Source organism: Pseudomonas aphyarum (assembly GCF_028657055.1).
Taxonomy (GTDB): domain Bacteria; phylum Pseudomonadota; class Gammaproteobacteria; order Pseudomonadales; family Pseudomonadaceae; genus Aquipseudomonas; species Aquipseudomonas aphyarum.
In genome coordinates this window covers 1-26,779 of record NZ_JAMDGS010000016.1, presented here as the reverse complement: position 1 = coordinate 26,779, position 26,779 = coordinate 1, and the positions used below count along the sequence as shown (strand labels likewise).

The window sequence follows — 26,779 nt, the reverse complement described above, 5'->3', positions numbered from 1 at the left end:
CCGCTTTATTTATCCGCTGTTACGCGGCGGCCAGTACGTTGGTTTTATCCAGGTAATACTTACCGATACCGTGCAAGTTCAAAGGCGACAGGGTGAAGTGCTTCGAACCGGTGTGGATATCGCGGAAGCAGCGCTCCAGGAAGTGCGACTTGTAGACAGCTTTGGAACCGGCCATCGAGTAGATCTGGTTGACGGCGTTGACCGAGTTTTCAGTCAACACCGACGCTGCCAGACCGACGCGGGCGCTGACCGGTTCACCGATGGTTTCACCGCGGTTGATCACCTGATGGATGGCATCTTCAAGCAGCAATTGCGCGGTGTGTACCGAGGAGATGGCGCGACCGGTCTTCTCGAAGATCACCCCTTCCAGACCCGGATCGGTGTTCACGGCGCGGTCATTGCGGAAATGATCGACCGCAGCCCGGGCCACGCCCAGCACGGTGGACATCGCCGCCAGGGTGCCGAACTCGTAGTAGCCGGTGGCGTAGGCCCGGGAACTGCGCGCTTCGGGGGATTGCTTGAGGGTTTCGACGTCCAGCGAGAAGGACTTGTGGACGATCACGCTGGAGCACTGGAAGTGATGGCTGCCGGTGCCGCGCATGCCCAGGGTGTCCCAAGTCGGCAGGATAGTGCACTGGCTGGCGGGCACGAAGAACATCCGCACTTCCGGGGTGGTGTTGTTTTCGGTGCCTTTGACGGTGGCGGTGCAGACCAGCCAGTCGGCGTGGGCCGAGCCACTGGCGAACGCCCATTTGCCGCTCAGCAGGTACTCGTCGCCCATCGGCAGCGCTTCGCCGCCGGAGTGGATGGCGCCGATCACGAAACCGTCGCAGTGGTTGTAGATCGCTTCGGAGGTGGCTTCCGGCAGGTAATCCGACAGGCGCCCCATCGCCACTTGCACCGCCAGCTGCCAGGACAGCGAGGCGTCAAACCGGGCGAATTCCAGCAGCAGGGCCGAGGTGGTCTGGATATCGACCTGGGACCCGCCGAACGCCTTGGACACCGAGGTGCGGCCAAAACCCTCCTTGAAGAATCGGGACATCACATCCTTGTGCGTCGCATTTGTCTGCTCGCTGTAATCGCGGTGCTGAATAATCAGCGGATTCAGTGCACGCACCTTCTCGAGCCATTCATTGGATTCGGAGGGAAGGCTGTTCCATTGCATTAGATTTTTCATAACGGCTCCTAGCTATTATTTATTTACGATCAGCAGACGAAAAAACAGACAGAACTTTTTATTGTTGTTAAACCCCGATTAAAATGTACGTCTACAGTCGTGCATTTGACAAGCACTATTATCAGACTTCTTTCATTTCCCAATAAAAGAGCAATCACTGTCCGACAATTACGCAAGGCGCAAGAGGCCAACGTAACTTGCGAACAAGTTACGTTGCTTGAATCTTTTGATTACTTCACGCCGGCACGCCGGTCACTGACCCGCGACAGTGATGCCCAGTCCTGATCAGCCTGACCATGGGCCATGCCGTCCAGCAAGTTGTCCTTCAACACGCTGGCAAACGGCAGCGGCACCTGCGCCGCTTCACCGGCTTCCAGCGCCAGCCGTACGTCCTTGAGACCCAGCGACAATTTGAAACCGGCCGGCTCGAATTTTTCATCGACCATCAGCTTGCCGTAGCCCTGATAGACCGGCACGGCGAACAGGGTCGAAGTGATCATTTCGATGAACGCCTCGCGACTGATGCCGTAACCGCCGGCCAGGGTCGAGGCTTCGGCCATGGATTCGATTGCCGAAGCGATCATTAGATTGGCCGACAGTTTCGCGGCGCAAGCCACTTCAGCTGTGTCACCGAACGTCCAGGTCTTGCGCCCCAGCACATCGAACAGCGGCTGCACCCGGGCCAGTGCTTCGGCGGGCCCGGAGGCGAGAATGTTCAGATTGCCGGCAGCCGCCACATCGACCCGCCCCAGCACCGGTGCCGACACGTAACCGACACCGCGCGCTTCATGCTCGGCCGCCAGTTCTTTGGCCAGCGCCACCGATACCGTGGACATGTTGACGTGAACGCTGCCGGCCCGCAGACCGTCCAGCGCCTTGGCGTCGAAGAACACCGAGCGGATCGCCGTGTCATCGCCGAGCATCGAAATCAGCACCTCGGCCTGCGCCGCCAGTGCCGGTGTCTCGACAGGTTCGGCGCCGGCCGCGGCCAGTGCTTCCAGCGGCGCCGACGAACGATTCCACACGCGGACCCGATGCCCGGCTTTCAGCAGGTTCAGCACCATCGGTGCGCCCATCGTGCCCAGACCGATAAATCCCAGTTCCATGTCGCGTTCCTCTCTCGATGAGGTCTTCAAATCCGTTTGTGCAATGACCCATGTTTGCGATTGTACGTGTACAGGCGTACATTTCAAGTGCCGCGATGATTCATTCTTCGCGGCAAGGGTTTCAAACACACCTTTACCCAAGGCAAGGAGGCTTTATGCAATTCGGGATCTACACCGTTGGCGACGTCACACAAGACCCTACCAACGCCCGTACCCCCAGCGAATCCGAGCGCATCCAGGCCACCCTGCAAATTGCGCAGAAGGCTGAAGACATCGGACTGGACGTGTTCGCCACCGGCGAGCACCACAATCCCCCGTTCATCACCTCCTCTCCCACCACGCTGCTGGCCTACATCGCAGCCAAGACCCAACGCATCATTCTCTCGACGTCCACCACCCTGATCAGCACCAACGATCCGGTGCGTCTGGCCGAAGAATATTCGCTGCTGCAAAACCTCTGCGGCGGCCGCATGGACCTGATGCTCGGCCGGGGCAACACTGCACCGGTCTATCCCTGGTTCGGCAAAAGCATCGCCGACGGTCTGCCACTGGCGATGGAAAACTATCGCCTGCTGCACCGTCTCTGGCGCGAAGAAGACCTCAACTGGAGCGGACGCTTTCGCACCCCGCTGAAAAACTTCACCTCGATCCCGAGGCCCCTCGATGACCTGCCGCCCTTCGTCTGGCACGGCTCGATCCGCACCCCGGAAATCGCCGAGCAGGCGGCGTATTACGGCGACGGTTTTTTCGCCAGCCACATCCTCTGGCCCCGTGAGCACTTCATGGCGCTGGTCGAGTTCTACCGCGCGCGGTTTGCCCATTACGGTCACGGCACGCCGGAGCAGGCGATCGTCGGTCTCGGCGGGCATATTTTCATGCGTCGCAACTCGCAGGATGCGCGTCGGGAATTCCGTCCCTACTTCGACAACGCCCCGGTGTACGGCCATGGCCCGTCTCTGGAAGAGTTCATGGAAATGACCCCGCTGGCCGTCGGCAGCCCTCAGGAAATCATCGACAAGACCCTGACCTTCCGCGAGTACTTCGGCGACTACCAGCGCCAGCTGTTCCTGTTCGACCATGGCGGCATTCCGCTGAAGACCGTGCTGGAACAACTCGACATGTTCGGCAAGGAAGTCTTGCCGGTGCTGCGTGAAGAAACCCGCAAACGCCGCTCGCCGCTGGCGGCCGAAGCGCCGACGCACGCCAATCGCCTGGCCCGTTTGCAAACCCCGTCGGCCGATCCACGCCCCACGGTCAAGGCGACACAACTCGATAGCGTGACCGGCCACTGAACCTGTGGGAGCGAGCACGCTCGCTCCCACACTTGATCAGGCAGCGCCCTTCAACAGGCGCTGCGCATCCATCGCAACCACCACGTCATCGTTGATCAGTCGCGCCAGATACTGACCGTAACCGGTCTTGCTCATGCTGCCCGCGTGCACCAGCAATTGCGCGTCGTCGATCCAGCCCTTGTTGTAGGCAATCTCTTCGAGGCAGGCGATTTTCAGGCCCTGGCGTTTCTCGATGGCCTGCACGAAGTTGCCCGCTTCCATCAATGCATCGTGGGTGCCGGTATCCAGCCACGCCATGCCACGCCCCATCACCGACACGTTCAATTTTCCACGTTGCAGGTAGACGTTGTTGACGTCGGTAATCTCCAGTTCACCTCGCGGCGACGGCTTGATGTCGGCGGCAATCTGCAGCACTTCGTTGTCGTAGAAATACAGGCCGGTGACCGCGTAGTTCGACTTCGGATCGCTCGGTTTTTCGCAGATGCTCAGGGCCTTGCCGGCAGCATCGAATTCCACCACGCCAAAGCGCTCGGGATCGGCCACGTAGTAACCGAACACTGTCGCGCCCTCGTCGCGAGACGCCGCTTGCAGCAGGGTTTCACCGAAGCCGGCGCCGTAGAAAATGTTGTCACCGAGCACCAGGCAGACGTTGTCTTCACCGACGAATTCACGACCGATGATGAACGCTTGAGCGAGACCGTCCGGGCTCGGTTGTACTGCGTAGCTCAGGCTCAGGCCCAATTGGCTGCCGTCGCCCAACATGCGCTGGAAGCCCGGCAGATCTTCCGGCGTGGAGATGATCAGGATCTCGCGGATTTCCGCCAGCATCAGCACCGACAGCGGGTAGTAGATCATCGGTTTGTCATACACCGGCAGCGACTGTTTCGAGACGCCCAGAGTGATCGGGTGCAAACGCGAACCGGCGCCGCCCGCCAGCAGAATTCCTTTGTACTTGGCCATGCTTTTTTCCTTTCAAGCAGTGAGATTTGAATGACTAGGTTCAGGCCACGAGGGCTTCGTCGCGTTGCTCGCCGAGGCGCTCCAGTGCGTAGGCGCCGGACATCACCCGCACCCACCAGGCGCGGTTATCCAGATACCAGTCGACGGTTTTCTGCATGCCACTTTCGAAGGTTTCCTGCGGCGTCCAGCCCAGCGTCGCGTGGATTTTTCCGGCATCGACCGCGTAGCGTTTGTCGTGGCCCGGACGATCCTTGACGAAGGTGATCAGGTCGCGGAAGTGCGCAACGCCTGCCGGTTTTTCCGCACCGCGCGCTTCAAGCAGATCGCACAGGGTGTGCACCACTTCCAGGTTGGTCTTCTCGTTGTGGCCGCCGATGTTATAGGTCTGCCCGACCTCACCGCGCGTGACCACCGCGTACAGGGCGCGGGCGTGATCCTCGACGAACAGCCAGTCGCGAACCTGCGCGCCATCGCCATACACCGGCAACGGCTTGCCTTGCAGCGCATTGAGAATGACGTGGGGAATCAGTTTTTCCGGGAAGTGGTATGGCCCGTAATTGTTCGAGCAATTGCTCATCACCACCGGCAGGCCAAAGGTGCGATGCCAGGCGCGGACCAGATGATCGGAACCGGCCTTGGTCGCCGAGTACGGCGAGCTTGGCGCATACGGCGTGCGCTCGGTGAACGCCGGATCTTCGGGTTCCAGGTCGCCGTACACTTCGTCGGTGGAAATGTGATGGAAACGGAACGCCGCCTGACGCGCCGCGTCCAGTCGGTTCCAGTAACCACGCGCCGCTTCGAGCATTGTGTAGGTGCCGACGATGTTGGTTTCGATGAAGGCTTGCGGGCCATCGATCGAGCGGTCCACGTGGGACTCGGCGGCCAGGTGCATCACCGCATCCGGTTGCAACCGTGCGAACAGTTCGTCCAGCGCAGGCTTGTCGCAGATGTCGACCTGGCAGAAACGGTAACGCGGCGAATCGGACACATCGGCCAGCGATTCAAGGTTGCCGGCGTAGGTCAGTTTGTCGACGTTGATCACTTCACATTCGGTCTCTTCAATCAGAAACCGCACCACGGCCGAGCCAATGAAGCCCGCGCCCCCTGTCACTAAAATTTTCATCAGCGCCTCCCCTGGCAAAATGATGATTGAACGTCCTTCGATGCTGTGTGCGGGTCAGTTCAACAACGCCACCCAGTATTGCGACAGCCCTTGTTCGAGAATCAGCAGCGTCTGGATGCAGACGAAGCTTTCGTCGGTGGTCGCCGAGGTCGCGTTGAGCGGGCCGAATCCACCGTCCTGCTTCTGATGGGCAGCGATCCAGTCTTTCGATTCCTGCAAATACGTCGGCTGGGCGTCGAGCAGAAACATCGCCGCGATGGCCATGTAAGTGCCCACCAGGCTGACCGCTTTGCCCGGCCGGTAATGGAACGAGCCGTTGGCCAGTTGCAGCTTTTGCAGCCAGGCGACGGTCTGTTCGGCATCGACGATGCGGCGGTTGAGAATGAACAGCGTCGACAGCACGCGGTACACCGAAAACGCGTCCGGCGGATACCCGGGCTTGTTGGCGAAACCGCCGTCGGCCGAGCGGCAGCGCAAGGCGAACGCCATTACGCCCTGCTCGTCCGGCGCCTTGGCTTCAAGGGCATGCAGCGACAGCACCGCCAGGTTGGTGTGCCAGATATCCGAGCCGAAACCCGGCACATCGCCGAACCCGCCATCGGGGTTCTGACACGCTTGCAGGTAACGCACGCAACCGCCGATATCGTTCGGCAACGCGCCCAGCACTCGCAGCGACAACACCGCGCAGTAGGTGGCGAACACATCGCTCAGATGACCCGGTTGTTCGGCGAATCCGCCGTCGGTGTTTTGCGAGGCCCGGATGCAATCGATCAGGCTGGCCTTGTTTTCGATTTGCAGACCCAGCGCGTGCAGGTCCGAGATCACGTGCAATCCGGAGAACACCTGCCAGGTCTTGTCGGCACGGAAACCCAGCGGCGCGGTTTCGGCAGTCAGTCCGTATGGCGTTTCATTCGATGCGCGGGCCTTGGCCAGCCACGCCAGATAACGCTGCAGATCAACATTGATGGTCGGCACGCCATTCGGGTGTATGCGCTGCACATCGCCACCGCCATCGATCACTTGCAGCTCACGGTTTACCAACGCTGCATCGTCATGATGATTGACGGCAGCGGCCGGTTCGATGGACTGCAAAGCGTGAGCGGCGGCGAGCTGGGTTTTCAGGCTTTTCAGGTGCAACGGCAGGTACGTCAGGTTGCCAATGCTGAAGATCCCCGGCTGACGCGGCGGCGCCCAGAACTGCCGAATGAACGGCACGGTCGGGTCATCCGGGGTCGACCAGAAATAGCCCTTGCCCATGAACAGTCCACCGTTACTGGTGTCATGGAATTCCAGCAACGCCGCCATCACCGAAGCCCGATCCGCTTCGCTCGCGCCGGACGGCAAGGCTTGAATCGCCTGCAACAACAGCGCCACGTCGTAGGCGGCCTTGATCGGGAATGGCGACTCGTGATTCTTGTACGAGGTGTGCCAGTCGCAACGCACTTTGCCGTTGATCCCGACCCGGTCCCAATACCCGCCGTACGCCGGATCGCGGAACAACGCCAGGGTTTGCAGCAGGAATGAACGGGCCAGATTCGACAACGCATTGTCATCGCGCACATCGGCTAGTTGCGCCAACACCAGGCTGACCTGAGCACGCACGCCGCAACGGGTCAGCGCGACATCGACACAGGATTGGCTGTCGCTGCCGGCCACTCGGCCGATCAGGTTCTCTGCATGAATCTGCAAGTGCCCGACCAACCCGAGACCCAACGGCTGATTGTCGATACGCGCCAGCAAGGCCGTGGCGCTGATGTCGAGATCGATCGAGATCGCCAGTTCCAGCGGTGTCGACCAGTCGCTGCTGTACAGACCGGCGACCGTGGACCGAGCGTAGATCGCTTCAACCTTTTCCAGCAGGCCGTGGATCGCGGCATTGTTCGCCGCGTCCTGCGGCACCCGGCGCTGATAGGCAATCAATGCCGCCAGCGCGTCCAGTTGCAGCGCCAGCGTGCGGCAGCGTCCGGAGCCGTGCGGCGTCCAGTAGCGATCAGCCAGTTCGTGGAAACCGCCATTCGACGCATCATGCAACTGCATCAGCCCGTCATGGGCAAAACGCAGTTCGACATCGTCGCCGTGCTCGGCTTGGTAGAGCGTCGCGGCGACCTGATCCTGCAACTGCTTGTCGCTGGAAATCGCAACCTCGCCACTGGCATCGGTCACGGCGAAAAAGCCTCCGTGGTCGATGTCCTTGAGGCCTTGATCAAATAGAAACTGCGGATGCAGTGACATGGTGAATCCCTCTTCCTTGAGGTTAAGCGGCTTTGCTTTCGGTCAGCGACACAACGCTGCCCTGGCACAACTCGATGATGCGCGTCGCGGCGCGGGCGGCACCTTCGCCATCCGGCGCGGCCACTTGCTGATGCGGTGCGTAGTAGGTCGAAGCGTCGGTGTCTTTTTCCAGTTCGCCCTGGATCAGCTCGACGATCGCATCGCGGTCGTGGCCCAGATGCGTCGGGAAACCCAGCAGCTCCAAACGGCGCAGCGCCTCGAGTTCGTGGTACTCGGACTTGGACGGCAGCACGAACAGCGTTGGAATCTGCAGTGCGGCGATTTCCGTCACGGTGATCCAGCCCGGCGCCGAAATCAGCAGGCTGGCTTCGCGTAGCAGGCCCATCCAGTCCGGGTAGTACGGCACGCAGACGACGCCGTCCTGAGCCTGGATATCCTGACGGCCGAGCAACACCAGTTTCAGTTCCGGATTGCGCTCGCGCAGGATCTTGAAGCTGTCCAGATAGGCGGCGAGCAGCGCGTCCTTGTTCTGGGCAAACATCGTGGTGCCACTGATCGAGGCGACAATGAACGGCGAGTCGCCGAGGTTCAGTTGCTCGCGCACGTTCAAGCCGGTCTGCACATTGATGTCGCGGATCATCGGGCCGACGAAATGCGCCTTACCACTGACCAACGCTTCGGCCACCGGTGTGCCCTGATCGAGGGAAGCCACATACGGTTTATCGGTCAGCACAAGTTGGCTCTGATTGATCATCCAGTTGAACTGGCTGTGCAGCGCGGTGCGGGCCCGGGCCATTTCCAGCGCGTTGACTTCGAACCCGCCATCGGCCAGATCATGGTCTTCGAGTTGGCACAGGGTGAAGTCGTAGCGCTCGGTGACGAACACCAGCGGCGTACCGCTGAAAATCGCGGCCAGGCAGGCGGCCATGTTGTAGTCCGACACCAGAGCGGTGGGCTTGTACTCGGCGATCAGCGCCAGGTAAGACAGAATTCGCTCTCCGGACAAGAAGGTATTGGCGATATATCCGCCGATGTAATTATTCCAGTCGAGTTCTTTCGACAAGTTGCTCTTTTTCGAGTAATCGACCAAACGACCGGCAATATCCACAACTTCTACGCCAGACTTTTCGAACATCGGCGTAAAGGTCGGCTGCAAGGAAGCCAGGGCCACGGTCAATGGCATGTCCGGGCGCTGTTTCTTGATCGCCTGAGCGATGGACAGCGCGCGCATGTTGTGACCGGAACCGGTTGGATTGGGGGCAAATAAAATCATTCTTGAATCTCCATTAGTTGAACAACGCCATGAACCACAGTGTTTTCCAATACATCCCTTATAACCACCGAGTACGGCTTGATAACGGCACCGTCACCAATATTCAGTGGACCTACCAAGATGGCGCCCTCGCCAATAACGCAACGACTTCCAATGCGCACCGGTGCCTCCTCCCAAGGCAGTGAGCGGAATGAATGATCATGGGTGGAGGCAACGATCGTGACCCCCTCGGACAACTCGCTGAAAGCACCGACGGATACGCCGCCGGCCGCCTCGATAACCACACCGGCCGCCAGTCGCACGCCGGTGCCCAATTCGATACCGCCCAGTTGCGACATGCCGCCCTGACGGTTGCTGCGCCCGATCAGAATGCAGTCCCGGGCAATTTCCACCGAAGCCCCGCCGCGCAATTCGGCATCGATCAAGGCTTCGTCGCTGATGTCCCAGGTCGCGGTGTCGGGGTTCAACGCCTTGAGGCGCGACACCGACTGCGTGGACCGATCGAGCATCGACGGCAAGCCCTGGCGCGCCCGATCCCGGACTTTGGCCAGCACCGGTTCCGGGCTCGGCCGGCCGTCCTCGACCACGGTGCGGTGGGCAATGACCCGCGCCGGGCGGCCGACGACGATTGCGTCCGGCGGCACATCGGCGGTCACCAACGCACCCGCTGCCACCACGGCCCCGGCACCGATGGAGACACCGGCAGCCACCGTGGCCTTGGCGCCCAGCCAGACGTTTTCGGCAATCCGAACCGGCGACTGCGCCGTCCCCAGGCACTGGGCGCCGGTGGCGAACATGCTGGATTTGCCGATGGACGTGTGCTGCAAATCGCACCTGAAGCCGATAAAGCAGTCATCACTGATCTGCACATTTGTCAGGCGACTGCCGGCACGCACCCAGACGTGCCGGCCAAGTTCACTCGCACTATCAACATTCGTCGAAACTTCAATTACGTTTATGTCGTCCACAATAAAGCCTCATTCCATTGATGCCGGGCACATAAAAATTCGATAGGCGTGCGTATCCCGCAGATATAAATCCGCCAGTACACAAATAATAATTAACTGTTTATTTAAGGCTTTTACTCAAAGCACGCGAGACATTGCGTCCGCGCCACTTATTAACTGACCGGTTCATTCAACTGTCATTATTCATTAACAACAGATAGAAGTTCACACTTGAGCCGAAGGCCAAGTCAGTTATCGAGATGAGAAAAAGCCGATTCAAGTCTGTCCGTGACTCAGTTGGAGCTCCCTTCCGAGGAATAGTCCTTTAGTACGAATGTTATAGTACAGACGATTTTGTTTTGCAATAGGTGTCAGAATGGTTATCTCGTTTTAGTCTAAAAATTGATTGAACTTTTACGGTGCATGCTTGTATTAAAACCGTCATGTATGCACAGCGATGGTGCAAATCCAGTTTTTACGCAGATCTGCGTCAGCGCTTACAGGCATCTGGAGGTCGACCCCAGACATTCCGACAGCACCCGCGAAGGCTACGGTGACGGCTCTAACTCCCTCTGGCCTGGAGCCGTCATGCCCGCACCTATCACCGTTTTGCGCGACACCCATCCTCTGCCCGTACTCGACGCCTGCAAATGGGAAAAGCTCGAGGGCGACCCGCACACCGTCAACCTCAACGCTTACACCAGCGAAGACGGCAGCAAGATCATGGGCACCTGGATCTGCACACCGGGCAAGTGGCGAGTGGATTACGTGAAGTGGGAGTACTGCCATTTCCAGGAAGGCTACTGCGTGATTACCCCGGACGGCATGGAGCCGATCCACCTGCGCGCCGGCGACATCTTCGTGGTCGAGCCAGGCATGAAAGGCACTTGGGAAGTGGTCGAAACCGTACGCAAATATTTCGTGTTCGCCTGATACAAAAAAGCCGGGAAACCACCCGACGTGATTTCCCGGCAACACCTACTGCATCTGAATTGCAGACCTGCGACGAGCACAGGCCTGACGACGATTACTGCGGCTTGCGATAGCTGTTGATGATCGCCGAGAAGTCCTTGCCCCCTTCCCCGCGCTGACTCATCGCCTGATACAACTGCTGCGCCACCGCGCCCAGCACCACCGGCTGATGGGCCTGACGCGCCGCTTCGGTAGCCAGCCCCAGATCCTTGAGCATCAGCTCGGCGCCAAAGCCACCGGTGTAACCACGCGAGGCCGGCGCCGTTTCGACGATCCCCGGCCACGGGTTGTACATTTCCGAGCTCCAGCAACGCCCGGTCGAGCTGTTGATGATCCCGGCGAGCACCGAGGTGTCGATGCCCAGCGCATCGCCCAGCGCCATCGCCTCGCTGACGCCGACCATCGAAATGGCGAGCAACAGGTTGTTGCAGATCTTGGCGATCTGGCCGGTGCCGACTTCACCGCAATGCACGATGTTGCGGCCCATCTGCGCCAGCACCGGTTGCAGGGTGGCGAACAGTTCCGGGGTGGCGCCAACCATGAAGGTCAGCGTCCCGGCCGTGGCGCCACCAGTACCACCGGACACCGGTGCATCGGCCATGGCTACGCCTTGTTTGGCAGCCGCCGCAGCTACATCGCGCGCAGTCTGCGGATCGATGGTGCTGCAATCCACTGCCGGCACGCCTTTGCCGATCCCCGCCAGTACGCCGTCTTCACCGAGCCAGACACTGCGGACATGCACCGCCGCCGGCAGCATGGTGATTACCAGTTCTGCATCTTCAGCGGCTTCGCGAGCCGAGGCGCGAATGGTGCCGCCCAGTTGCTTGAGCTCCGCCAGCACGGTCTTGTTCAGGTCCACCAGATTCAGCGAATGCCCGGCCTTGATCAGGTTGCGCGCCATCGGCGCGCCCATGTTGCCCAGACCGATAAATGCGATTTTCATGACCATTCCTCAGCGCAGGTTGATGGTGGTGTTCACGCCGTCGTTGACGCTGTCGTCATCGAACCAGCGCGCCGTGACCGTTTTGGTCTGGGTGTAGAACTGCACCACTTGCTTGCCGTACGGGCCGAGGTCGCCGAGTTTCGAACCACGCGAACCGGTGAAGCTGAAGAATGGCACTGGCACCGGAATCGGGATGTTGATGCCGACCTGGCCGACGTCGATTTCAGTCTGGAATTTACGCGCCGCCGCACCGCTCTGGGTGAACAGGCCTGTGCCGTTGCCGAACGGGTTGGCGTTGACCAGCGCGATGGCCTGATCGAGGGTGTCGACTTCCAGCACCACCAGCACCGGGCCGAAGATTTCCTGGGTGTAGATCTGCATATCGGTAGTCACCCCGGAGAACAGGGTCGGGCCGACGAAGTTGCCTTTCTCGTAACCCGGCACGCTGATGTCGCGACCGTCCAGTTCGAGTTTGGCACCTTCCTTGATGCCGCTTTCGATCAGATCGAGAATCCGCGCCTTGGCCTTTTTCGAAATGACCGGGCCGACATCAGTGCCCGGCTCGTTGCCGGCGTTGACCTTGAGTTTCTGCGCCAACGCTTTCAGATCCGGCAGCCACTGTTTGGCCGCACCCACCAGCACCACCACCGAAGTGGCCATGCAACGCTGACCGGCCGCACCGAAACCGGCGCCGACCAAGGCATTGAGCGCTTGCTCGCGATTGGCATCCGGCAGCACCACCGCGTGGTTCTTCGCGCCCATCATCGATTGCACGCGCTTGCCATGCTTACCGGCCAGGTCATAGACATGGGTGCCAACGGCGGTCGAACCGACGAACGAAACGGCCTTGATGTCCTTGTGGGTGCACAGGCCATCGACCACGTCTTTGCCACCATGGACGACGTTAAGCACACCAGCCGGAACGCCGGCCTCGATCGCCAATTCCACCAGCAACAGGGTCGACAGCGGATCCTGTTCGGATGGCTTGAGGACGAAGGTGTTGCCGCAGGCGATGGCCATCGGGAACATCCACAGCGGAATCATTGCCGGGAAGTTGAATGGGGTGATGCCGGCGCAGACGCCGATCGGCTGGCGCAGGGTGTAGGTGTCGACGCCGCCGGCCACGTTCTCGGCGAACTCGCCCATTTGCAGGCTGCCGATGGAGCAGGCGTGTTCGACCACTTCCAGGCCACGGAAAATATCGCCTTCGGCATCGGCAATGGTCTTGCCCTGCTCGGCGCTCAGCACCACGGCGATGCGTTTGGAATGCTCGCGGATCAACGCCTGCAGCTTGAGCATGATGCGCATGCGCGCGCCGATCGGGGTCAGTTTCCAGGTCTGGAAGGCGCGCTGGGCGGCGCTGACGGCGGCGTCGACTTCAGCGGCGGTGGCGAACGGAACCTTGGCCAGAACCTGCTGGGTCGCCGGGTTGACGATGTCGTGCCACTCGGTGGTCTGCGACTCGACCCACTCGCCGTCGATCAGCAGCTTGACCTTCTGGATCGTGGTTTCGTTGGGCGTAAGCGATGCGTTCATGCTGGTCTCCAGAACTTGTTTTTATCTTAGGAGCCAAGGCGAAAGGTTCGCCTTGAGATGAGGCGTGTGTCACGAATTGGTTGTCGGACTGTTTTTGGAGTATAGATGTGCAAACTTCTAATAAGAACGCACATATAAGCCCGTCCATCATGCAAAAAAACATCACCTCTCTAGGCTCGCTGAACTGGGACGACCTGAAGTTTTTCCTCGAAGTCGCCCGTACCCGCAAGGCCAGCACCGCGGCCAAACGCCTGGCGGTGGACTACACCACCGTGTCGCGACGCATCAGTTCGCTGGAAGCGGCGCTAGGCACTTTGCTGTTCGAAAAGTCGCGCACCAGCGGTTTTGTGCTGACTGCCGAAGGCCAGCGCCTGCTGAGTTATGCCGAGTCGATCGAAAGCACGCTGCACATGGCCTGCGAGCAGGTGTCCGGCTCCGGCGTCGCGCTGTCCGGGCATGTGCGCATGGGTTGCACCGAAGGTTTCGGCAGCTTCTTCATCACCCCGCAACTGAGCCACTTCGTCGACGCCTACCCGGCGATCTCGGTTGATATCCTGCCGCTGCCGCACTTCATCAGCCTGTCCAAACGCGAGGCTGACATCGTCATCGCCCTCGAACGCCCGGAACACGGGCCGTACGTGTGCTGCAAACTTTGCGACTACCGCTTGCAGCTGTACGCGACCCAGGAATATCTCGACAAACACCCGCCGATCCGCCGACCCGCCGACCTGGGCAAGCATCAATTCATCAGTTATGTGGATGACCTGGCGTTCAGCTCGGAGCTGCTGTATCTGGCGAACGTGTTGCCCGGCGCCAGCGCCAATTTGCGCAGTACCAGCGTGATCGCACAATTCGTGGCGGCGCAGCAGGGGCGCTCGCTGGCGATTCTGCCGTGTTTCCTTGCGGCACAGGATCCGCGCCTGCTGCCGGTGTTGCCGGAGGAAATCGATATCACCCGGCAGTTCTGGATGTACTGCCGGGAGGATCTTCGGAAGTTGAAACGGATCACCCTGTTGTGGGATTACATCCGTGCGGTGACCGAGCGCAATCAGGCGCTGTTGATGGGTGAGACCCGCGAAATGCAGTTCGCCGATTAATCGGCGCTGACCACAATCGACACCCGGCGGTTTTCGGTGCGGCCGGCGGCGGTGTCGTTGGAGGCAACCGGCTCGCGGCTGCCGAGGCCTTGCAGCTGGATGTTCTCTTCTTTCATGCCGACCGCGGTCAGCACTTTGCCGACGCTTTTCGCGCGGCGCAGTGACAGCTGCTGGTTGTAGGTTTCCTTGCCCGAAGCGTCGGTGTGGCCATCGACTCGTACCCGCTCGATGCCGACACCCAGCAACGCTTTGCCGATACGCTCGACGATTTCGGTACTTTGCTTGTTCAGGCTTTCGACATCGCTGCCAAACAGCACTTTGCCCGACAGACCGAACTCCCAGCCGTCATCGGTCAACTCGAAGCCTTGCTGCTTGAGGACTGCGACCTGGGCTGGCGTCAGGCCTTTTTGCGGGGCGGTCTGGCAACCGGTCAGGGCCAGCATGGCCGTCAGCAACAGGGTGGAAAACAGTCGAAAGGAAAGTGAAAACACGGGCATCAGCTCCTGGTTTGAACGGGATCGACCGGGTGCTCCGACCCGGCCGTGAATTGGGCGCCGCGCGACAAACGCTTGGCTTGGTACATCGCGGCATCCGCCGCATCGAGCAAGGTGCCGGGCGTGGCGCCATGATCGGGGTAAACAGCGATGCCGATACTGAGCGAGGTCACGACACTGCTGTCGCCCGGCAGTGCAATCGGGATGTCCATGCTGGCGAGGATCTTGTCGGCAATGCGCTCGGCGTCTTCGGTCTTGTGCAGGGGCGTCAGCAGAACGGCAAATTCATCACCGCCCAGACGCGCCACCAGATCTTCCTCACGCAACTGCGCCCGCACCCGATTGGCTACCGCCACCAGCACTGCGTCGCCGGCGGCATGACCGAAGCTGTCGTTGATGTCCTTGAATCGGTCGCTGTCGAGAAACAGCACTGCCACGCGCTCGTTCAGCTTGTGGGCGCTGCGTAGCGCACGGATCAGGCGACCCTCGAAAAAGGCCCGGTTCGGTAATCCGGTGAGGCTGTCGTGGCTGGCCTGGTGGGCGAGGGTTTCGTTCTCGCTTTTCAGGTGGGTTTGCCAATCTTCGAGTTCATCGAGCAAGGCATTGAAGTCATTGCCCAGATTATCGAGCTCGGCAATCTTCGCTCGGGGCACGCGTCGATCCAGCGCCCGTTCACTGCGCGCGGCGTGCGCCACTGCCGCCAGGCTATGCAGCGGGCCGATGATCCTGCGTAACTGACGACGCGCCAGATAGAGCGCGACCCAGGCACTGATCGCCGTACAGAGAATGATCCCCGCCAGACCGCTCAACAGAAAGCGCATCAGGCTGCCGCCGTGACCAATCAGCAAAATACGCCCGATCTCGCGATCCTGATGGAGGATCGGCAGGCTGATGGGTTTTTCCAGAATCACTCGCGCGACCTGCATCTCCAGCTCGGAAAACAGACCGTTCTCCGGACGCTGCCAGCGCGCGAGCAAATGGCCCTGATTGTCCAGCACCTGGGCATCCGCCACTTCTTCGGTCGAGGCGATCAGCGCCAGCGCTTCGGTCGCGGCGGCCTTGTCGTTGAACACCACGGCGGCTTCCACGGTGTAACTGATCGAGCGGGCGATCAAGTGCAGGTTGTGATCGGCATAGACCCGCAGCGCCAGCACCCCAAGCAGCGTCAGCGACACACTGGCCATTGCCACGGCGACCAGCGCCACAATCAGGTTGCCACGGCCGATGACCGAGCCCAGTGACGGGCGCCCTGTGGATTTGTCGCGTCTCATGGCACCGCCGGTTTGCGGCGCGACAACTGCAGCACGCTGGGATGAATGCGCACGCCGCTGCGGGCGACGGAGTCGAGATTGACCTCGAACGACACTTGCTCATCGCCGACCCGCAGGCAGAACAGGCTGCCGACCGTGCATTGATCGCCGCCTTCGCTGATGCTCAGCACCGGATGGCCGATCAGGGATGCGAACAGCCGGCTGCGTTCGTCGGTCGTAAGTTTGCCGATGTAGACCGCGTCGCACTCGCTGACGATGGCCGGGTTGTCGGCCAACAGTCGACGCACGATGACCGGACGCCCCGTGGCCTGGGTCGTACCCTTGACCAGGTCGTCGGTGTATTCGGTCGGGCCGACGATGCACAGGCGCAACTGCGCCGGTTCTACCGGCCAGCGCGCGTAACTGAGGATACCGAGGACAACCTGGGTGACGGATTTGGCCCGTTGTTCGGCCATCCCCGCCGGGGGTTGAGTCTGGGCAGCGGCCACACCCGTGAGCAAACAGAGCACACCGGCAAACAACGCCCGCTTGCAGCCAACTACGCGCTCTGTCGCCCAGACAGCCACCTTCATGCAGGGATTCTCTTGGATCGTTACGAAATGATGCCGCAACGATAGCACAGCGTTGGAACGCCAGCGATACAGCGACCTCTGACCGGTCGGTCAATTACCGGCGGCAATCGAAGGCACCTTCATCCTTTATGCGGCGCCCCTTCTTCCAGTTCCAGCATCAGTCCACTCAGGCGCTTCACCTTGCGCTGCACCGCTTCTTCAAACACGCCGCTCCGAGGCTCGATCAAGGTGAACCAGTCCTTGGCCCGGGTAATTCCGGTGTAGATCAGCTCCTTGGTCAACACGGGATTCAGGGCGTCCGGCAGGATCAGCGCGGTATGGGCAAACTCCGAGCCCTGCGACTTGTGCACAGTCATCGCATAGACGGTCTCGACATCATTAAGCCGGCTCGGCAGCACGAAACGCACCCCGCCGCGCCCGTCGTTACGCGGGAACGCCACTCGCAACACCGACTTACCGGCATCCGGCCCATCGCGCTCGGGCAGTTTCAGGGCGATACCGATGTCGCCGTTCATCAGCCCCAGACCGTAATCATTTCGGGTCATCAGCACCGGCCGACCTTCGTACCATTGCTGGTCGCTCTCGATCAGTCGCGCCTTGAGCAACGCGTCGGTGATGCGCTGGTTCAGCCCCTCGACACCCCACGGCCCTTTGCGCACTGCGCACAACAACTGGAAGGTATCGAAGGCCCGCAGGACGTCACGCGCCCAGTCGGCCCAGCCCGGGTTCTCCAGCGGCGTTCCAAGCGCTGGACGCCGATCGCGCAAGACGCTCAGATAGTGTCGATAACCGTGAGGGCCTTCGCCGTGTCCATTGAGCACCAGGTTCTCAAGTTTCCGGTCGTGCTCGTTCTGAAGCGGCAACGAAAACACATCGCCATGAGTTTTGGCTTCCAGCAACTGGCGAGCCTCAACCGGGAGTTGCTGATTCACCCGTCGCGCCAGTTGACCGATGCCGCTGCCCTCGCCGAAACGCCGCGAGTGACGCAACATCACCACTTGCTGGGCCAACGGATGCGAGCCGTCTGAGCCTTCGTGCAAGCCGCTGTCCTGCAGGGATTCGCCACTCACCGTTTCCAGCCACTGGCGGGTCTGCGGACTGTACCAACCCGCTTCGGCATCGCGGCACAAATCTCCCAGCACCGCACCCGCCTCCACGGAGGCCAGTTGATCCTTGTCGCCCAGCAACACCAACCGGGCATGAGGCGGCAAGGCATCGAGCAGGTTGGCCATCATTTCCAGGTCGATCATGGACGCTTCATCGACCACCAGAACGTCCAGGGGCAGACGGTTACCGGCATGGTGGCGAAAGTGCCGCGTGCCGGGACGGCTGCCGAGCAGGCGGTGCACCGTGGTCACCTCGGTCGGGATTTTTTCCCGGACGCTGTCAGCAACCTTCAGCGATTGCACCTGCTGACTGATGGACTCGGTCAACCGCGCCGCCGCTTTACCGGTAGGCGCCGCGAGCCGAATGCGCAATGGCTGGTGCGCCTCGACCGCAGGAGCCTGGAGCAACGCCAGCAAACGGACCACCGTCGTCGTCTTGCCTGTACCTGGACCGCCCGTGATGATGCTGAAGGCACTTCGGGTGGCCAGGGCGCAGGCGAGTTTCTGCCAGTCGATGACATCCGCACGCTGCGCCGGATCGAACAGTGCGTCCAGCCGCCGAGCAAGATCGGGTGGTGTCGCTTCCTGCTCCGCTAGCCGCTGACGCAATGCACTGTCGATACGCCGCTCATAGGCCCAATAGCGCCGCAAGTACAAGCGCTTGCCGGACAACACCAGCGGACGTTCCTGCGCAGACGCACCTTCGTCGGCGGCCAGTGCCACCAGCGAACTGCCGGCCAGCACCTTGCACCAGTGCGCTCCGTCGAGGGTTTCGAGCAATTGCGATGGCAGCAGCAACACGCCGGGTTGCGCATCCCCTTCCGGCGGCAGGGAAAGTGCAAAATCCGGCGCCTTGAGGGTTTCGAACAGATCCAGGCAGACATGACCATGGCCGAGCTGATGACTGGTCAATGCGGCGGCGAGCAACACCAGCGGATCGACATCGGGTGCCAACTCATGAAGAAAGGCCACGAATGCCTTGTCCAGTGCCCGCAACCAGCCACGCTCGACCCATTGGGTCAGCAACAGCAACAGATCATCGGCACGGGTCAGGGGCGTCAGCTGCGCGAGGCTGTCGGCAGTCAGCGGCGTAGGCAGCAGGTCGGCGAATGTCCGGTTCATAGCAGTACTCCCTGTTCCCACGCGGGCTCGGCCTTGGGTTGCGGTTTGCCCTGGAACATGAGGTCCAGACGCTCGATCAGCTCCCTTGGTGGTCGCGCGAAGTAAACGCCACCGCCAGGAGCCCGTGTTCCGCGCAGGAACAGATACAACGCGCCGCCGATATGCCGGTCGTAGTCGTAATCGGTAAGCCGCGCCTTGAGCTGACGATGCAGTGCCAACAGGTACAGCACGTATTGCAGGTCGTAACGGTTGTCGAGAATCGACTGCTCCATGGCCCGTTCGGTGTACGCGGCGTCATCGACACCCAGCCAGTTGGATTTGTAATCGGCCACGTAGTAACGACCCTCGTGCTCGAACGTCAGGTCGATAAAGCCTTTGAACATGCCATTGAGCTGCACCGCTTCAGCGCCGACCCGGGCCACGCCGTTGTGGGTGAACTGACGCACCTGTTCGTCGAGCTTGAGGACGTCGACTTTGTGGCTGGCAAACCAGAACTCCATCTCGACCCGATACTGCTTCAATTGCTCAAGCACCACTGGCGGTTGGTCGAGCCCTGCGGGCAGTGGCAGTTTGAGCAAGTGTTGCAACCAGTCGCCGAGGGTGGTGATCCAGCCTTCCCAGCCCCGTCGATTGCAACGTCGGGCAATCGCATCATCCAGCGACTCGCGGGTGACCGCGAACCCTTCCTCCCCTGCCCACTCCAGCAAACCGTGAAGAAACGTTCCCGGATTCGGCCCGCGAGGGAAGCGGTGAATATCGGCCCCGCCGGCGATGATCTCGCGCGGAGCTTCAGGATCCAGGCGCTCGTCGTCGAACAGTTTTTGCGCCTGTGGACTGTCGGGAGCTTCGTCATTGCCGACGCTCAGCACGTCACTGATGCGCAAGGCGCTGTACGACGCGATCCACCAGTTCTCGCTGGCCCTGCGACTCGGCAAAAGGGTGGCACGTAGCGTGGCCTCATTACGCGGAGGCTGGTACTCCTCGCTGGTGGCTTCTGGCATTTCAACAATGCTCAGCGCCGAACAATCCTGTTGCAGATCGTCCAGCCAGCGGGCCAATCCGCTGGATTCACTCAACGTTGCGCCACCGCCCAACAGATAGCCCAGTGCAGAAAGATGCAGCACCGAGTTGCTGTGATTGCCGCGTTTGAGATCCGTCACCCCGAGCCAGCACGCATGTTGTGCACGAGTCAGCGCGACGTAGAGCAAACGCAGATCCTCCGCCAGGCGTTCGTTGTCCGCCAGGGCGATCAGTTCGGCGTCGGGCTTCAGACTGATACGGGCCTTGCCGGACTCATCGTGGTAATGCAGCGGCAATCGACTGCCGTCCACGGGTTTGGCCGAGCAGATGAAAGGCAGGAACACCAACGGGTATTCAAGCCCCTTGGACTTGTGAATGGTCACGACCTTGACCAGCTGTTCGTCACTTTCAAGACGCAGGATCTGCTCTTCACCTGCCTGACCGGACAGCGCCAGATGCTCGGCCAGATGCCGGATCAGTGCCTGCTCGCCATCGAGTTCCGACGCGGCCTGTTGCAACAGCTCCGACAGGTGCAACAGGTTGGTCAGCACCCGCTCGCCATCACTGCGTGCGATGAGCATCTGCGGCAGTTGAAAGTCGTGCAGCAGGCGCCGCAACATCGGCAGCACCCCTTGCTTGCGCCAGAGCTCGCGATAACCGCGGAACTGCATGACCCGGGTTTCCCAGACCAGTTCGTCCTGATTCAGGCGCTCCAGCTCAGCCAGCGGCAGGTTCAGCGTGATGCACGCCAGCGCCGCTTTGAGGGAGCGTTCGACATCCGGCTCGGCACACGCCTTGAGCCACGAAAGCAGATCATGGGCTTCCTGAGCGGCAAAGACCGAGTCCTTGTCCGACAGGTAAACGCTGCGAACTCCGCGCGCTGCGAGCTCACCGCGTACCGCCTGCGCCTCTTTACCATCGCGGACCAGGATCGCAATGTCCGCTGGCCGCAGCCCACGCCAATCCTTGCCCTCTTGCGCAAACCCGGCGCGACCGGTTTGCCCCCCATTAAGCAGAGACGTGATCTCACTAGCGCAGGCCGCCGCCAACTGCTGGCGATAAACCGCCCCGGACAGTGGCTTGTCGGTGGATAAATGCCAGATATTCAGCGCTGGCACATCAAGCCCGGACACCTGCAAATGTTCTTTACGCCCCTGAGCCTGCACAGGCTGGAACGGCACCGGGTTATCACCGTTTTTCTCTCGAAACAGAAATGCTCCGCGCCCTTGCTCACGGGACTCTGCACGCTCAAATACATGATTAACCGCACGGACCATCCCGTGACTGGAACGGAAGTTCGTACCCAGGGTATGCAGTCGCCCGGTTGTGGCCTGGCGGGCTCGCAGATAGGTGTAGATGTCCGCGCCCCGGAAGGCATAGATCGCCTGCTTGGGGTCGCCAATCAGGAACAGCCCGGTCTCGGGGTTATTCTCTTCAATGCGATAGATGCTTTCGAAGATCCGGTACTGCACCGGGTCCGTGTCCTGGAACTCATCGATCAGGGCGACCGGGAACTGCTCGCGAATGAGCGTGGCGAGACGTTCCCCACCGTCGGATTGCAAGGCCGCATCCAGACGTAGCAGCATGTCGTCGAAACCCATTTCGGCTCGACGGCGCTTCTCGTCTTCAAAGCGAGCACCGACCCATTTGGCTGCATGCTGCAGCACGGCCGCATCGGGCGTCGGCAAATTGTCGAGGCTCGACTTGAGCACAGGCATGGCATCCAGGCCCGGGTGGCTCGGCGGCTCGCCTTTCCAGGCTTCAGCCATGCCATCCGGCGTGAGCCGGGCGAACCCGGTGCCGATATCCAGTTGCTCTAGCGCCTCGTCCTCGGCCCAGGCCTTGAGCTTTTCGAACCAGGGCTCGAAATAGCGGGCCTGCATCTTGCGCCCGTCCACCGTTTTGTTGGCAACGCCCTGATGACAGATCGCGAGCAACTCATCGGCCCACTGCCGCCATGGTCCCTTCAACTCCACCAATGCCGCACGGCGTTCCTGCAGGCAGTCTTCGATCAGCTCGGACGGGGTCTTGTCAGAGTCCGCTTCGCGCTCGGTGCCAAACAGCCCACGCACACGCGGCAACAAGGCCGCCGGACCTCCCCAGTGACTGCGAACCCAGTTCAAGGCATCGCCCTGCATCGGATAGCAGAACAGCCGCCAATAATCGCGCAGCACTTCGCCAAGCAGGTCGCTGTGATCGGTTTCCAGGGTCTGGGTAAACAGACTGCCGCTGTCGAATGCATGCTCGCGCAGCATTCGCTGACACCAACTGTGGATCGTCGAGACCGCGGCTTCGTCCATCCATTGCGCAGCGATGTCCAGGCGGTTGGCGCAACCAGGCCATTGTTGCGGATCGAACTCTGCGCGCAGTTCATCGATCAGCGCATCGGGGGGCGGTGTCTCGTCACGGAAGAAACGGGCAGCCTCGGCCAGACGTGTGCGTATACGTTCGCGCAGCTCTTTGGTGGCCGCGTCGGTGAAGGTCACCACGAGAATCTGCGGGGGCAACAGCTCTCGACCGAAACCACTCGCCTCGCCTCCATGGCCGAGGATCAACCGCAAATACAACGCCGAAATGGTAAACGTCTTGCCAGTGCCCGCACTGGCTTCGATCAGTTGGCTGCCCTTTAACGGGAATGCCAGGGCGAGTGGCGGCTGGTTACTCATGCGCCTGCCTCCTCGTGGGTCCATGAGCGCCACGGTGCCTCAAGCAAAGGGCGATACAGTGCATCACACCAACCGGAGAAGCTTTCATCCGCCTGGAGTGCATCGAAGTCGGCGAATTGTCGGGACAGAGCCGGGCTTTCGCGCCGCTCGCCTTCGCTGGTCTGACCATCCCCCTCATAGGCTTTACGGGCAGCCGCTTCGGCCTTGACCGGATCGGTCTGGGCCAGCCATGCAAAAGCCGTTTTTACCGCGACCGGAAGTGGCTGGCGCATACCCGTCTGCCAGGCGAGCAGCAGATGCTCGAGAATTCGCCCCGCCCGGGTCTGTTCCAGAGGTTCAAGCAGGAGCGTGTCATCACTGGCCACCAGTGCGGTCGTCAGAGAAAGACCACTGGCGCACGCGACAAGATGGCTGACCCAGGGCTTGGTCATGCGATGCCATTTGCGGCTCTTGATCGAGCCTATGCTGTTGGGAATCGTCGTGACCGACAGTACGCCGCCATCGGCGCGCCGGTGCAAACCGCCCAGCCATCCTTCAAGCCGCAGTTCCTGCCATTCAAAATTGATCGGTAGCGCGTTGGTTAGCGGTGTCGGCCATAACGCCAACAGCTGTTGATATCGTTGCAACAAGTCTGGCAAAGGCTCGATCAACTCTCGCTGAAGGCACTCACCGAACCCGGCCATGGGCAACAGTCCGCTGTTCTGCAGGCGTCGGGCCTGAGACTCGAGCGCCTGATCAACATTGTCCGGGTGTCTCAAGGCTGCCCCGAGCAAGCTGTCGCTGAGCATGTATCGCTGCAACGCATCCAGCACAAAGGGTTCCTCGTCAGCCTGAGGTGCCTGCGCCGCTTCGAAGTAAACCTTGAGTCGCTGAGTGAAAAAGTGTCGAACCGGATTGCGCAGGAAGTCCTGCAGCAGCTCCAGACTCAACGGTTCCTCCTGGACATGAGCGGCAAGCATTGTTGCGGCGTCGTTCTGTTCGTGATGTTGATGCAGCACCTGCCATTCGCTGGCGTAGCTGAACAGCTTGTCTTCCTCATGGAAGTAGCGCGAACTGAATGGCTGCAACGGATGCTCCAGAGTCATGGCAATCAGGAGATCTTCGTTGTCGTCGACCGATCGCCATCCATTGGCGAGATGATCGCGTAACTGGCCGATCAACACAGAGGCTGGCCGCTCACTGTTGTCGCGAATGCTGCGGCCCACCCAGCTGATATAGAGCTGATGACGGGCGGACAAGAGCGCTTCGAGCAGAAGATAGCGATCATCCTCCCGTCGGGAGCGATCTCCTGGCCGGTAGTCGCTGCCCATGAGATCGAAGTCCAGCGGCGGTTGAGCACGTGGATAATCGCCATCGTTCATGCCCAACAGGCAAACCAGCCTGAACGGGATTGCGCGCATCGGCATCAGCGTGCAAAAGTTCACGGCTCCCGCCAGGAAGCGCTGCGACAGACGCCCCTGATCCAGCCCCGCCAGCCAGGCCTCACGGACGACGGTCAGTGGCAGCTCGTCCAGCAAACCGACGGCTTCACAAGTTTCCAGCCAGGTTTCGCGCAACTCCTCGAGTTGAGCCAGCAGGTAGTCGTCATGCTCACCTTCGGGCTTGAAAAACAATTGCATCAACGCCTGAAGCCGATATCCCCATTCCTGTGGTTGCGCGGGTTTCATCAGTTGCTGATGCGAGAGTTCCAGTGCATCCAGCAACGCTACCAACGGGCCGATCAAAGCGGCATCGAGACCACCGATTTCATCGTAGGGTTCGATATCCCCACAGGCATCGGAACTGCCGACGGCATAGCCGAGCAGCATCCGGCGCAGGCCAAAGCGCCAACTGTTTTGCTCCAACTCATCGGGCAATCCCAGCTCGGCCCGTTGCCCGGCATCTATGCCCCAACGTACACCGGCACCTTCAATCCAGCGATGCAGGGTCGGCAAATCTCGCTCCTGCACACCAAATCTGGCGCGTAACGCAGGAACGTCGAGCAAGTCGAGAATTTCACTGACGGGGAAACGACTGTCCGGCAGCTTGAGCAGATGCTCGACGGCAATCAGCAATGGATCCCGTCCGCGCTGCCCCTGATCGGCCATGGTGAAAGGAATGAAGCGTGGGTCCTGACGATCCAGTTGCCCAAATACGGCGCGGATATGCGGCGCATAACTATCGATGTCAGGCACCATCACGATCACGTCGCGAGGGCGTAATTGAGGGTTGGCACTGAAACGGGCCAGGAGCTGGTCGTGAAGAATCTCGACTTCGCGCTGGGCGCTATGGGCTATGTGAAAGCGGATCGAATCGTCTCGAGTCAGATCGACTGCCGGCCAGAGCGTTCGAGTCTCGCTGAGCGGCCGCAGCTCCAGAATGTCGTCCTGTAACTGATTAAGCATGTTCTTTGGCTGGTTTTCGCTGAACAGATCAATACGTCCGTTGCGAAATGCTGCGCGATAGCTGTCCGGCTCGTCGTAGCTGTCGAGAAGGTTGATGTAATCGCGACCTTGCTTGCCCCACGCTGCGAGGAGCGGGTGAGCATGTTGGTGGAGCGATTCCGAATCCAGCACCACGGGCATGCCGTTTTTTCGGGCTTGCCGCTTGTACTGATGCCGCAATAGATCCTTGTCGGCAACGATATCGGCCCAGTGATAACGACAGGGGTTATGGACGCACAACAACACCTGGCTGAAACGGGAAAGCCCGGCCAATGCCTCCAGAACCTGTGCGGGCAGCGAGGAAATTCCGAAAACGATCACTCGCTGGGGAAGCCCGGTCGGTGCGCGTTCAAGACCATTGATGCGTCCCATGAACCGCTGGTGCACGCCCGCCCGGCTTTGAGCCATGCCTTGCTCGCCCACATCGTCCAGCAGAGCGCGCCACAACTCTGCCTGCCAGCAACTCGCCGGAGGGAGCGGCTTCGCTTCACCTCTTACATTGCGGAGTTGATGATGCCCCTCTGCCCAGTCCTCAAGCCAATCAGCACGGTAAACCTGGTATTGGTCGAAGAGGTCTGCCAGACGTTCGGACAACTGGTAGCGTTTGCGCAGATCAGTGTCATGGGTGAGAAAGCGTTGTAGCGGTTCGAAATGCGGACGGTTGATAACCTGTGGCAACAGGCGCATCAGACGCCAGGTCAACGGAGCCTTGTCGAGCAACGACTTTGCCGGAATTTCCTCTCGTCCCAGAACCATCCGGTAAAGCTGCCACATGAAACTGCCCGGCAGCTGCACATCAATAGCAGCGGCGATGCCACAGCCGCCTGAGTCGTCCTCTTCAGGATCCTCAGCCAGTGCCAGCTTGAGCCATTGAGCGATGCCGTTGCTCTGCACGAGCGCGATTTCGTTCTCCAGGGGAGCCAGGGGATAGCGCCGCATGATGCTGATCACAAGGCTGCGCAGTTCATCCAGGCTGTTGCTCTGAACGACCATGAATGCAGCGTTGAGGGACTGGGTGTCCGGCATGAAGGCTTCCTTGGAAAAGTACAAAAGCTAGGGCTGAACCTTAGCATTGTCGGCAGGCGACGACAGCCGCACGGCGGCTGAGAATGCTGTAAGAACTTTCCTGCGGGCAAAACAAAACCCCAACTGCTTTCGCAATTGGGGTTTCGGAATTTAATCTTGACGATGACCTACTCTCACATGGGGAAACCCCACACTACCATCGGCGATGCATCGTTTCACTTCTGAGTTCGGGATGGGATCAGGTGGTTCCAACGCTCTATGGTCGTCAAGAAATTCGGGTACTGAGTCGTGGCCCGATGGCCTCGCTTCAGCAAATTGGGTATGGGATAGTTTTCGGTGTTTTGTGAACTCGAACTTTCGGTTCTTTTCGTCTTCACACACCGCAATCTGGCCTTTCGACGCAAATTGCTTGGGTGTTATA

At 60.4% G+C, this 26,779-nt stretch carries 18 protein-coding genes and 1 rRNA gene; 3 read left to right on the top strand and 16 right to left on the bottom strand.

The features are described from left to right. Positions 1 to 19: 19 nt before the first annotated feature. Together M5G18_RS24330 and M5G18_RS24325 are read right to left on the bottom strand one after the other, a co-directional pair. Positions 20 to 1,177: an acyl-CoA dehydrogenase family protein gene (locus tag M5G18_RS24330; protein ID WP_236191602.1), complete on the bottom strand. Its 1,158-nt coding sequence runs from the start codon at positions 1,175 to 1,177 to the stop codon at positions 20 to 22. 230 nt (positions 1,178 to 1,407) lie between these two features. Next, entirely contained in the window at positions 1,408 to 2,412 is a 1,005-nt protein-coding gene (locus tag M5G18_RS24325; RefSeq protein ID WP_273898224.1) for an NAD(P)-dependent oxidoreductase, read from the bottom strand. 26 nt (positions 2,413 to 2,438) lie between these two features. On the opposite strand from M5G18_RS24325, the gene M5G18_RS24320 reads away from it, so the two are divergent. After that, complete coding sequence (locus M5G18_RS24320) at positions 2,439 to 3,575, top strand: LLM class flavin-dependent oxidoreductase (protein WP_273898223.1); 1,137 nt, start codon at positions 2,439 to 2,441, stop codon at positions 3,573 to 3,575. A 36-nt stretch (positions 3,576 to 3,611) separates the two neighbouring features. Here the strand turns inward: M5G18_RS24320 and rfbA are convergent, their stop codons facing one another. The 5 genes from rfbA to M5G18_RS24295 are packed head-to-tail and all read right to left on the bottom strand — an operon-like array spanning position 3,612 to position 9,990. Then, positions 3,612 to 4,535: a glucose-1-phosphate thymidylyltransferase RfbA gene (gene rfbA / locus M5G18_RS24315; protein WP_273898222.1), complete on the bottom strand. Its 924-nt coding sequence runs from the start codon at positions 4,533 to 4,535 to the stop codon at positions 3,612 to 3,614. Positions 4,536 to 4,575: 40 nt separating this feature from the next. After that, complete coding sequence (rfbB, locus tag M5G18_RS24310; protein WP_273898221.1) at positions 4,576 to 5,658, bottom strand: dTDP-glucose 4,6-dehydratase; 1,083 nt, start codon at positions 5,656 to 5,658, stop codon at positions 4,576 to 4,578. A gap of 54 nt (positions 5,659 to 5,712) precedes the next feature. Further along, complete coding sequence (locus M5G18_RS24305) at positions 5,713 to 7,890, bottom strand: prenyltransferase/squalene oxidase repeat-containing protein (protein ID WP_273898220.1); 2,178 nt, start codon at positions 7,888 to 7,890, stop codon at positions 5,713 to 5,715. 22 nt (positions 7,891 to 7,912) lie between these two features. Next, complete coding sequence (locus M5G18_RS24300) at positions 7,913 to 9,163, bottom strand: glycosyltransferase family 28 protein (protein WP_007953861.1); 1,251 nt, start codon at positions 9,161 to 9,163, stop codon at positions 7,913 to 7,915. Beyond that, complete coding sequence (locus M5G18_RS24295) at positions 9,160 to 9,990, bottom strand: DapH/DapD/GlmU-related protein (protein WP_273898219.1); 831 nt, start codon at positions 9,988 to 9,990, stop codon at positions 9,160 to 9,162. Before M5G18_RS24295 ends, M5G18_RS24300 begins: the two co-directional genes overlap by 4 nt. A gap of 708 nt (positions 9,991 to 10,698) precedes the next feature. Between M5G18_RS24295 and M5G18_RS24290 the strand changes: the two genes are divergently transcribed. After that, positions 10,699 to 11,043 carry a cupin domain-containing protein gene (locus M5G18_RS24290; RefSeq protein WP_007953863.1) on the top strand — a complete coding sequence of 115 codons (345 nt, stop codon included), beginning with the start codon at positions 10,699 to 10,701 and terminating at the stop codon, positions 11,041 to 11,043. Positions 11,044 to 11,137: 94 nt separating this feature from the next. Here M5G18_RS24290 and mmsB read toward each other — a convergent pair whose 3' ends face one another. Further along, complete coding sequence (gene mmsB, locus M5G18_RS24285; RefSeq protein ID WP_273898218.1) at positions 11,138 to 12,025, bottom strand: 3-hydroxyisobutyrate dehydrogenase; 888 nt, start codon at positions 12,023 to 12,025, stop codon at positions 11,138 to 11,140. 9 nt (positions 12,026 to 12,034) lie between these two features. Continuing rightward, complete coding sequence (locus M5G18_RS24280; protein ID WP_273898217.1) at positions 12,035 to 13,561, bottom strand: CoA-acylating methylmalonate-semialdehyde dehydrogenase; 1,527 nt, start codon at positions 13,559 to 13,561, stop codon at positions 12,035 to 12,037. 149 nt (positions 13,562 to 13,710) lie between these two features. Between M5G18_RS24280 and M5G18_RS24275 the strand changes: the two genes are divergently transcribed. Beyond that, positions 13,711 to 14,658, top strand: a complete 948-nt coding sequence (locus M5G18_RS24275) for a LysR family transcriptional regulator (RefSeq protein ID WP_273898216.1) — start codon at positions 13,711 to 13,713, stop codon at positions 14,656 to 14,658. Here the strand turns inward: M5G18_RS24275 and yfiB are convergent. From yfiB to rrf, 7 genes are all read right to left on the bottom strand, one after another. Then, on the bottom strand, positions 14,655 to 15,155 hold the full coding sequence (gene yfiB, locus M5G18_RS24270; RefSeq protein ID WP_279309775.1) for an outer membrane lipoprotein YfiB: 501 nt from the start codon (positions 15,153 to 15,155) through the stop codon (positions 14,655 to 14,657). The genes M5G18_RS24275 and yfiB overlap by 4 nt on opposite strands. After that, positions 15,155 to 16,423, bottom strand: coding sequence for a diguanylate cyclase DgcN/YfiN (dgcN, locus tag M5G18_RS24265; protein WP_273898215.1), 1,269 nt, complete (start codon positions 16,421 to 16,423; stop codon positions 15,155 to 15,157). The genes yfiB and dgcN overlap by 1 nt, the downstream gene beginning before the upstream one ends. Continuing rightward, the gene (gene yfiR / locus M5G18_RS24260; protein WP_273898214.1) at positions 16,420 to 16,995 is read right to left on the bottom strand and encodes a regulatory sequestration protein YfiR; all 576 of its coding nucleotides are present in this window, start codon (positions 16,993 to 16,995) and stop codon (positions 16,420 to 16,422) included. Before yfiR ends, dgcN begins: the two co-directional genes overlap by 4 nt. A gap of 119 nt (positions 16,996 to 17,114) precedes the next feature. Continuing rightward, positions 17,115 to 19,223 carry an exodeoxyribonuclease V subunit alpha gene (gene recD / locus M5G18_RS24255; protein WP_273898213.1) on the bottom strand — a complete coding sequence of 703 codons (2,109 nt, stop codon included), beginning with the start codon at positions 19,221 to 19,223 and terminating at the stop codon, positions 17,115 to 17,117. Next, complete coding sequence (gene recB, locus M5G18_RS24250; protein ID WP_273898211.1) at positions 19,220 to 22,909, bottom strand: exodeoxyribonuclease V subunit beta; 3,690 nt, start codon at positions 22,907 to 22,909, stop codon at positions 19,220 to 19,222. Before recB ends, recD begins: the two co-directional genes overlap by 4 nt. Continuing rightward, positions 22,906 to 26,358, bottom strand: a complete 3,453-nt coding sequence (recC, locus tag M5G18_RS24245) for an exodeoxyribonuclease V subunit gamma (RefSeq protein WP_273898210.1) — start codon at positions 26,356 to 26,358, stop codon at positions 22,906 to 22,908. The genes recB and recC overlap by 4 nt, the downstream gene beginning before the upstream one ends. Before the next feature lie 154 nt (positions 26,359 to 26,512). Beyond that, positions 26,513 to 26,628 (bottom strand): 5S ribosomal RNA (gene rrf / locus M5G18_RS24240). Between the last annotated feature and the right edge of the window lie 151 nt (positions 26,629 to 26,779).

Excerpts from the sequence above, each read along its gene's own strand:
- M5G18_RS24300 (WP_007953861.1), bottom strand. The coding sequence starts at position 9,163 with ATGATTTTATTTGCCCCCAATCCAACCGGTTCCGGTCACAACATGCGC.
- recB (WP_273898211.1), bottom strand. The coding sequence starts at position 22,909 with ATGAGTAACCAGCCGCCACTCGCCCTGGCATTCCCGTTAAAGGGCAGC.
- M5G18_RS24305 (WP_273898220.1), bottom strand. The coding sequence starts at position 7,890 with ATGTCACTGCATCCGCAGTTTCTATTTGATCAAGGCCTCAAGGACATC.
- dgcN (WP_273898215.1), bottom strand. The coding sequence starts at position 16,423 with ATGAGACGCGACAAATCCACAGGGCGCCCGTCACTGGGCTCGGTCATC.
- M5G18_RS24280 (WP_273898217.1), bottom strand. The coding sequence starts at position 13,561 with ATGAACGCATCGCTTACGCCCAACGAAACCACGATCCAGAAGGTCAAG.
- yfiR (WP_273898214.1), bottom strand. The coding sequence starts at position 16,995 with ATGAAGGTGGCTGTCTGGGCGACAGAGCGCGTAGTTGGCTGCAAGCGG.
- M5G18_RS24330 (WP_236191602.1), bottom strand. The coding sequence starts at position 1,177 with ATGAAAAATCTAATGCAATGGAACAGCCTTCCCTCCGAATCCAATGAA.
- M5G18_RS24275 (WP_273898216.1), top strand. The coding sequence starts at position 13,711 with ATGCAAAAAAACATCACCTCTCTAGGCTCGCTGAACTGGGACGACCTG.
- yfiB (WP_279309775.1), bottom strand. The coding sequence starts at position 15,155 with ATGCCCGTGTTTTCACTTTCCTTTCGACTGTTTTCCACCCTGTTGCTG.
- rfbA (WP_273898222.1), bottom strand. The coding sequence starts at position 4,535 with ATGGCCAAGTACAAAGGAATTCTGCTGGCGGGCGGCGCCGGTTCGCGT.
- recC (WP_273898210.1), bottom strand. The coding sequence starts at position 26,358 with ATGCCGGACACCCAGTCCCTCAACGCTGCATTCATGGTCGTTCAGAGC.
- mmsB (WP_273898218.1), bottom strand. The coding sequence starts at position 12,025 with ATGAAAATCGCATTTATCGGTCTGGGCAACATGGGCGCGCCGATGGCG.
- recD (WP_273898213.1), bottom strand. The coding sequence starts at position 19,223 with ATGAACCGGACATTCGCCGACCTGCTGCCTACGCCGCTGACTGCCGAC.
- M5G18_RS24320 (WP_273898223.1), top strand. The coding sequence starts at position 2,439 with ATGCAATTCGGGATCTACACCGTTGGCGACGTCACACAAGACCCTACC.
- M5G18_RS24290 (WP_007953863.1), top strand. The coding sequence starts at position 10,699 with ATGCCCGCACCTATCACCGTTTTGCGCGACACCCATCCTCTGCCCGTA.
- rfbB (WP_273898221.1), bottom strand. The coding sequence starts at position 5,658 with ATGAAAATTTTAGTGACAGGGGGCGCGGGCTTCATTGGCTCGGCCGTG.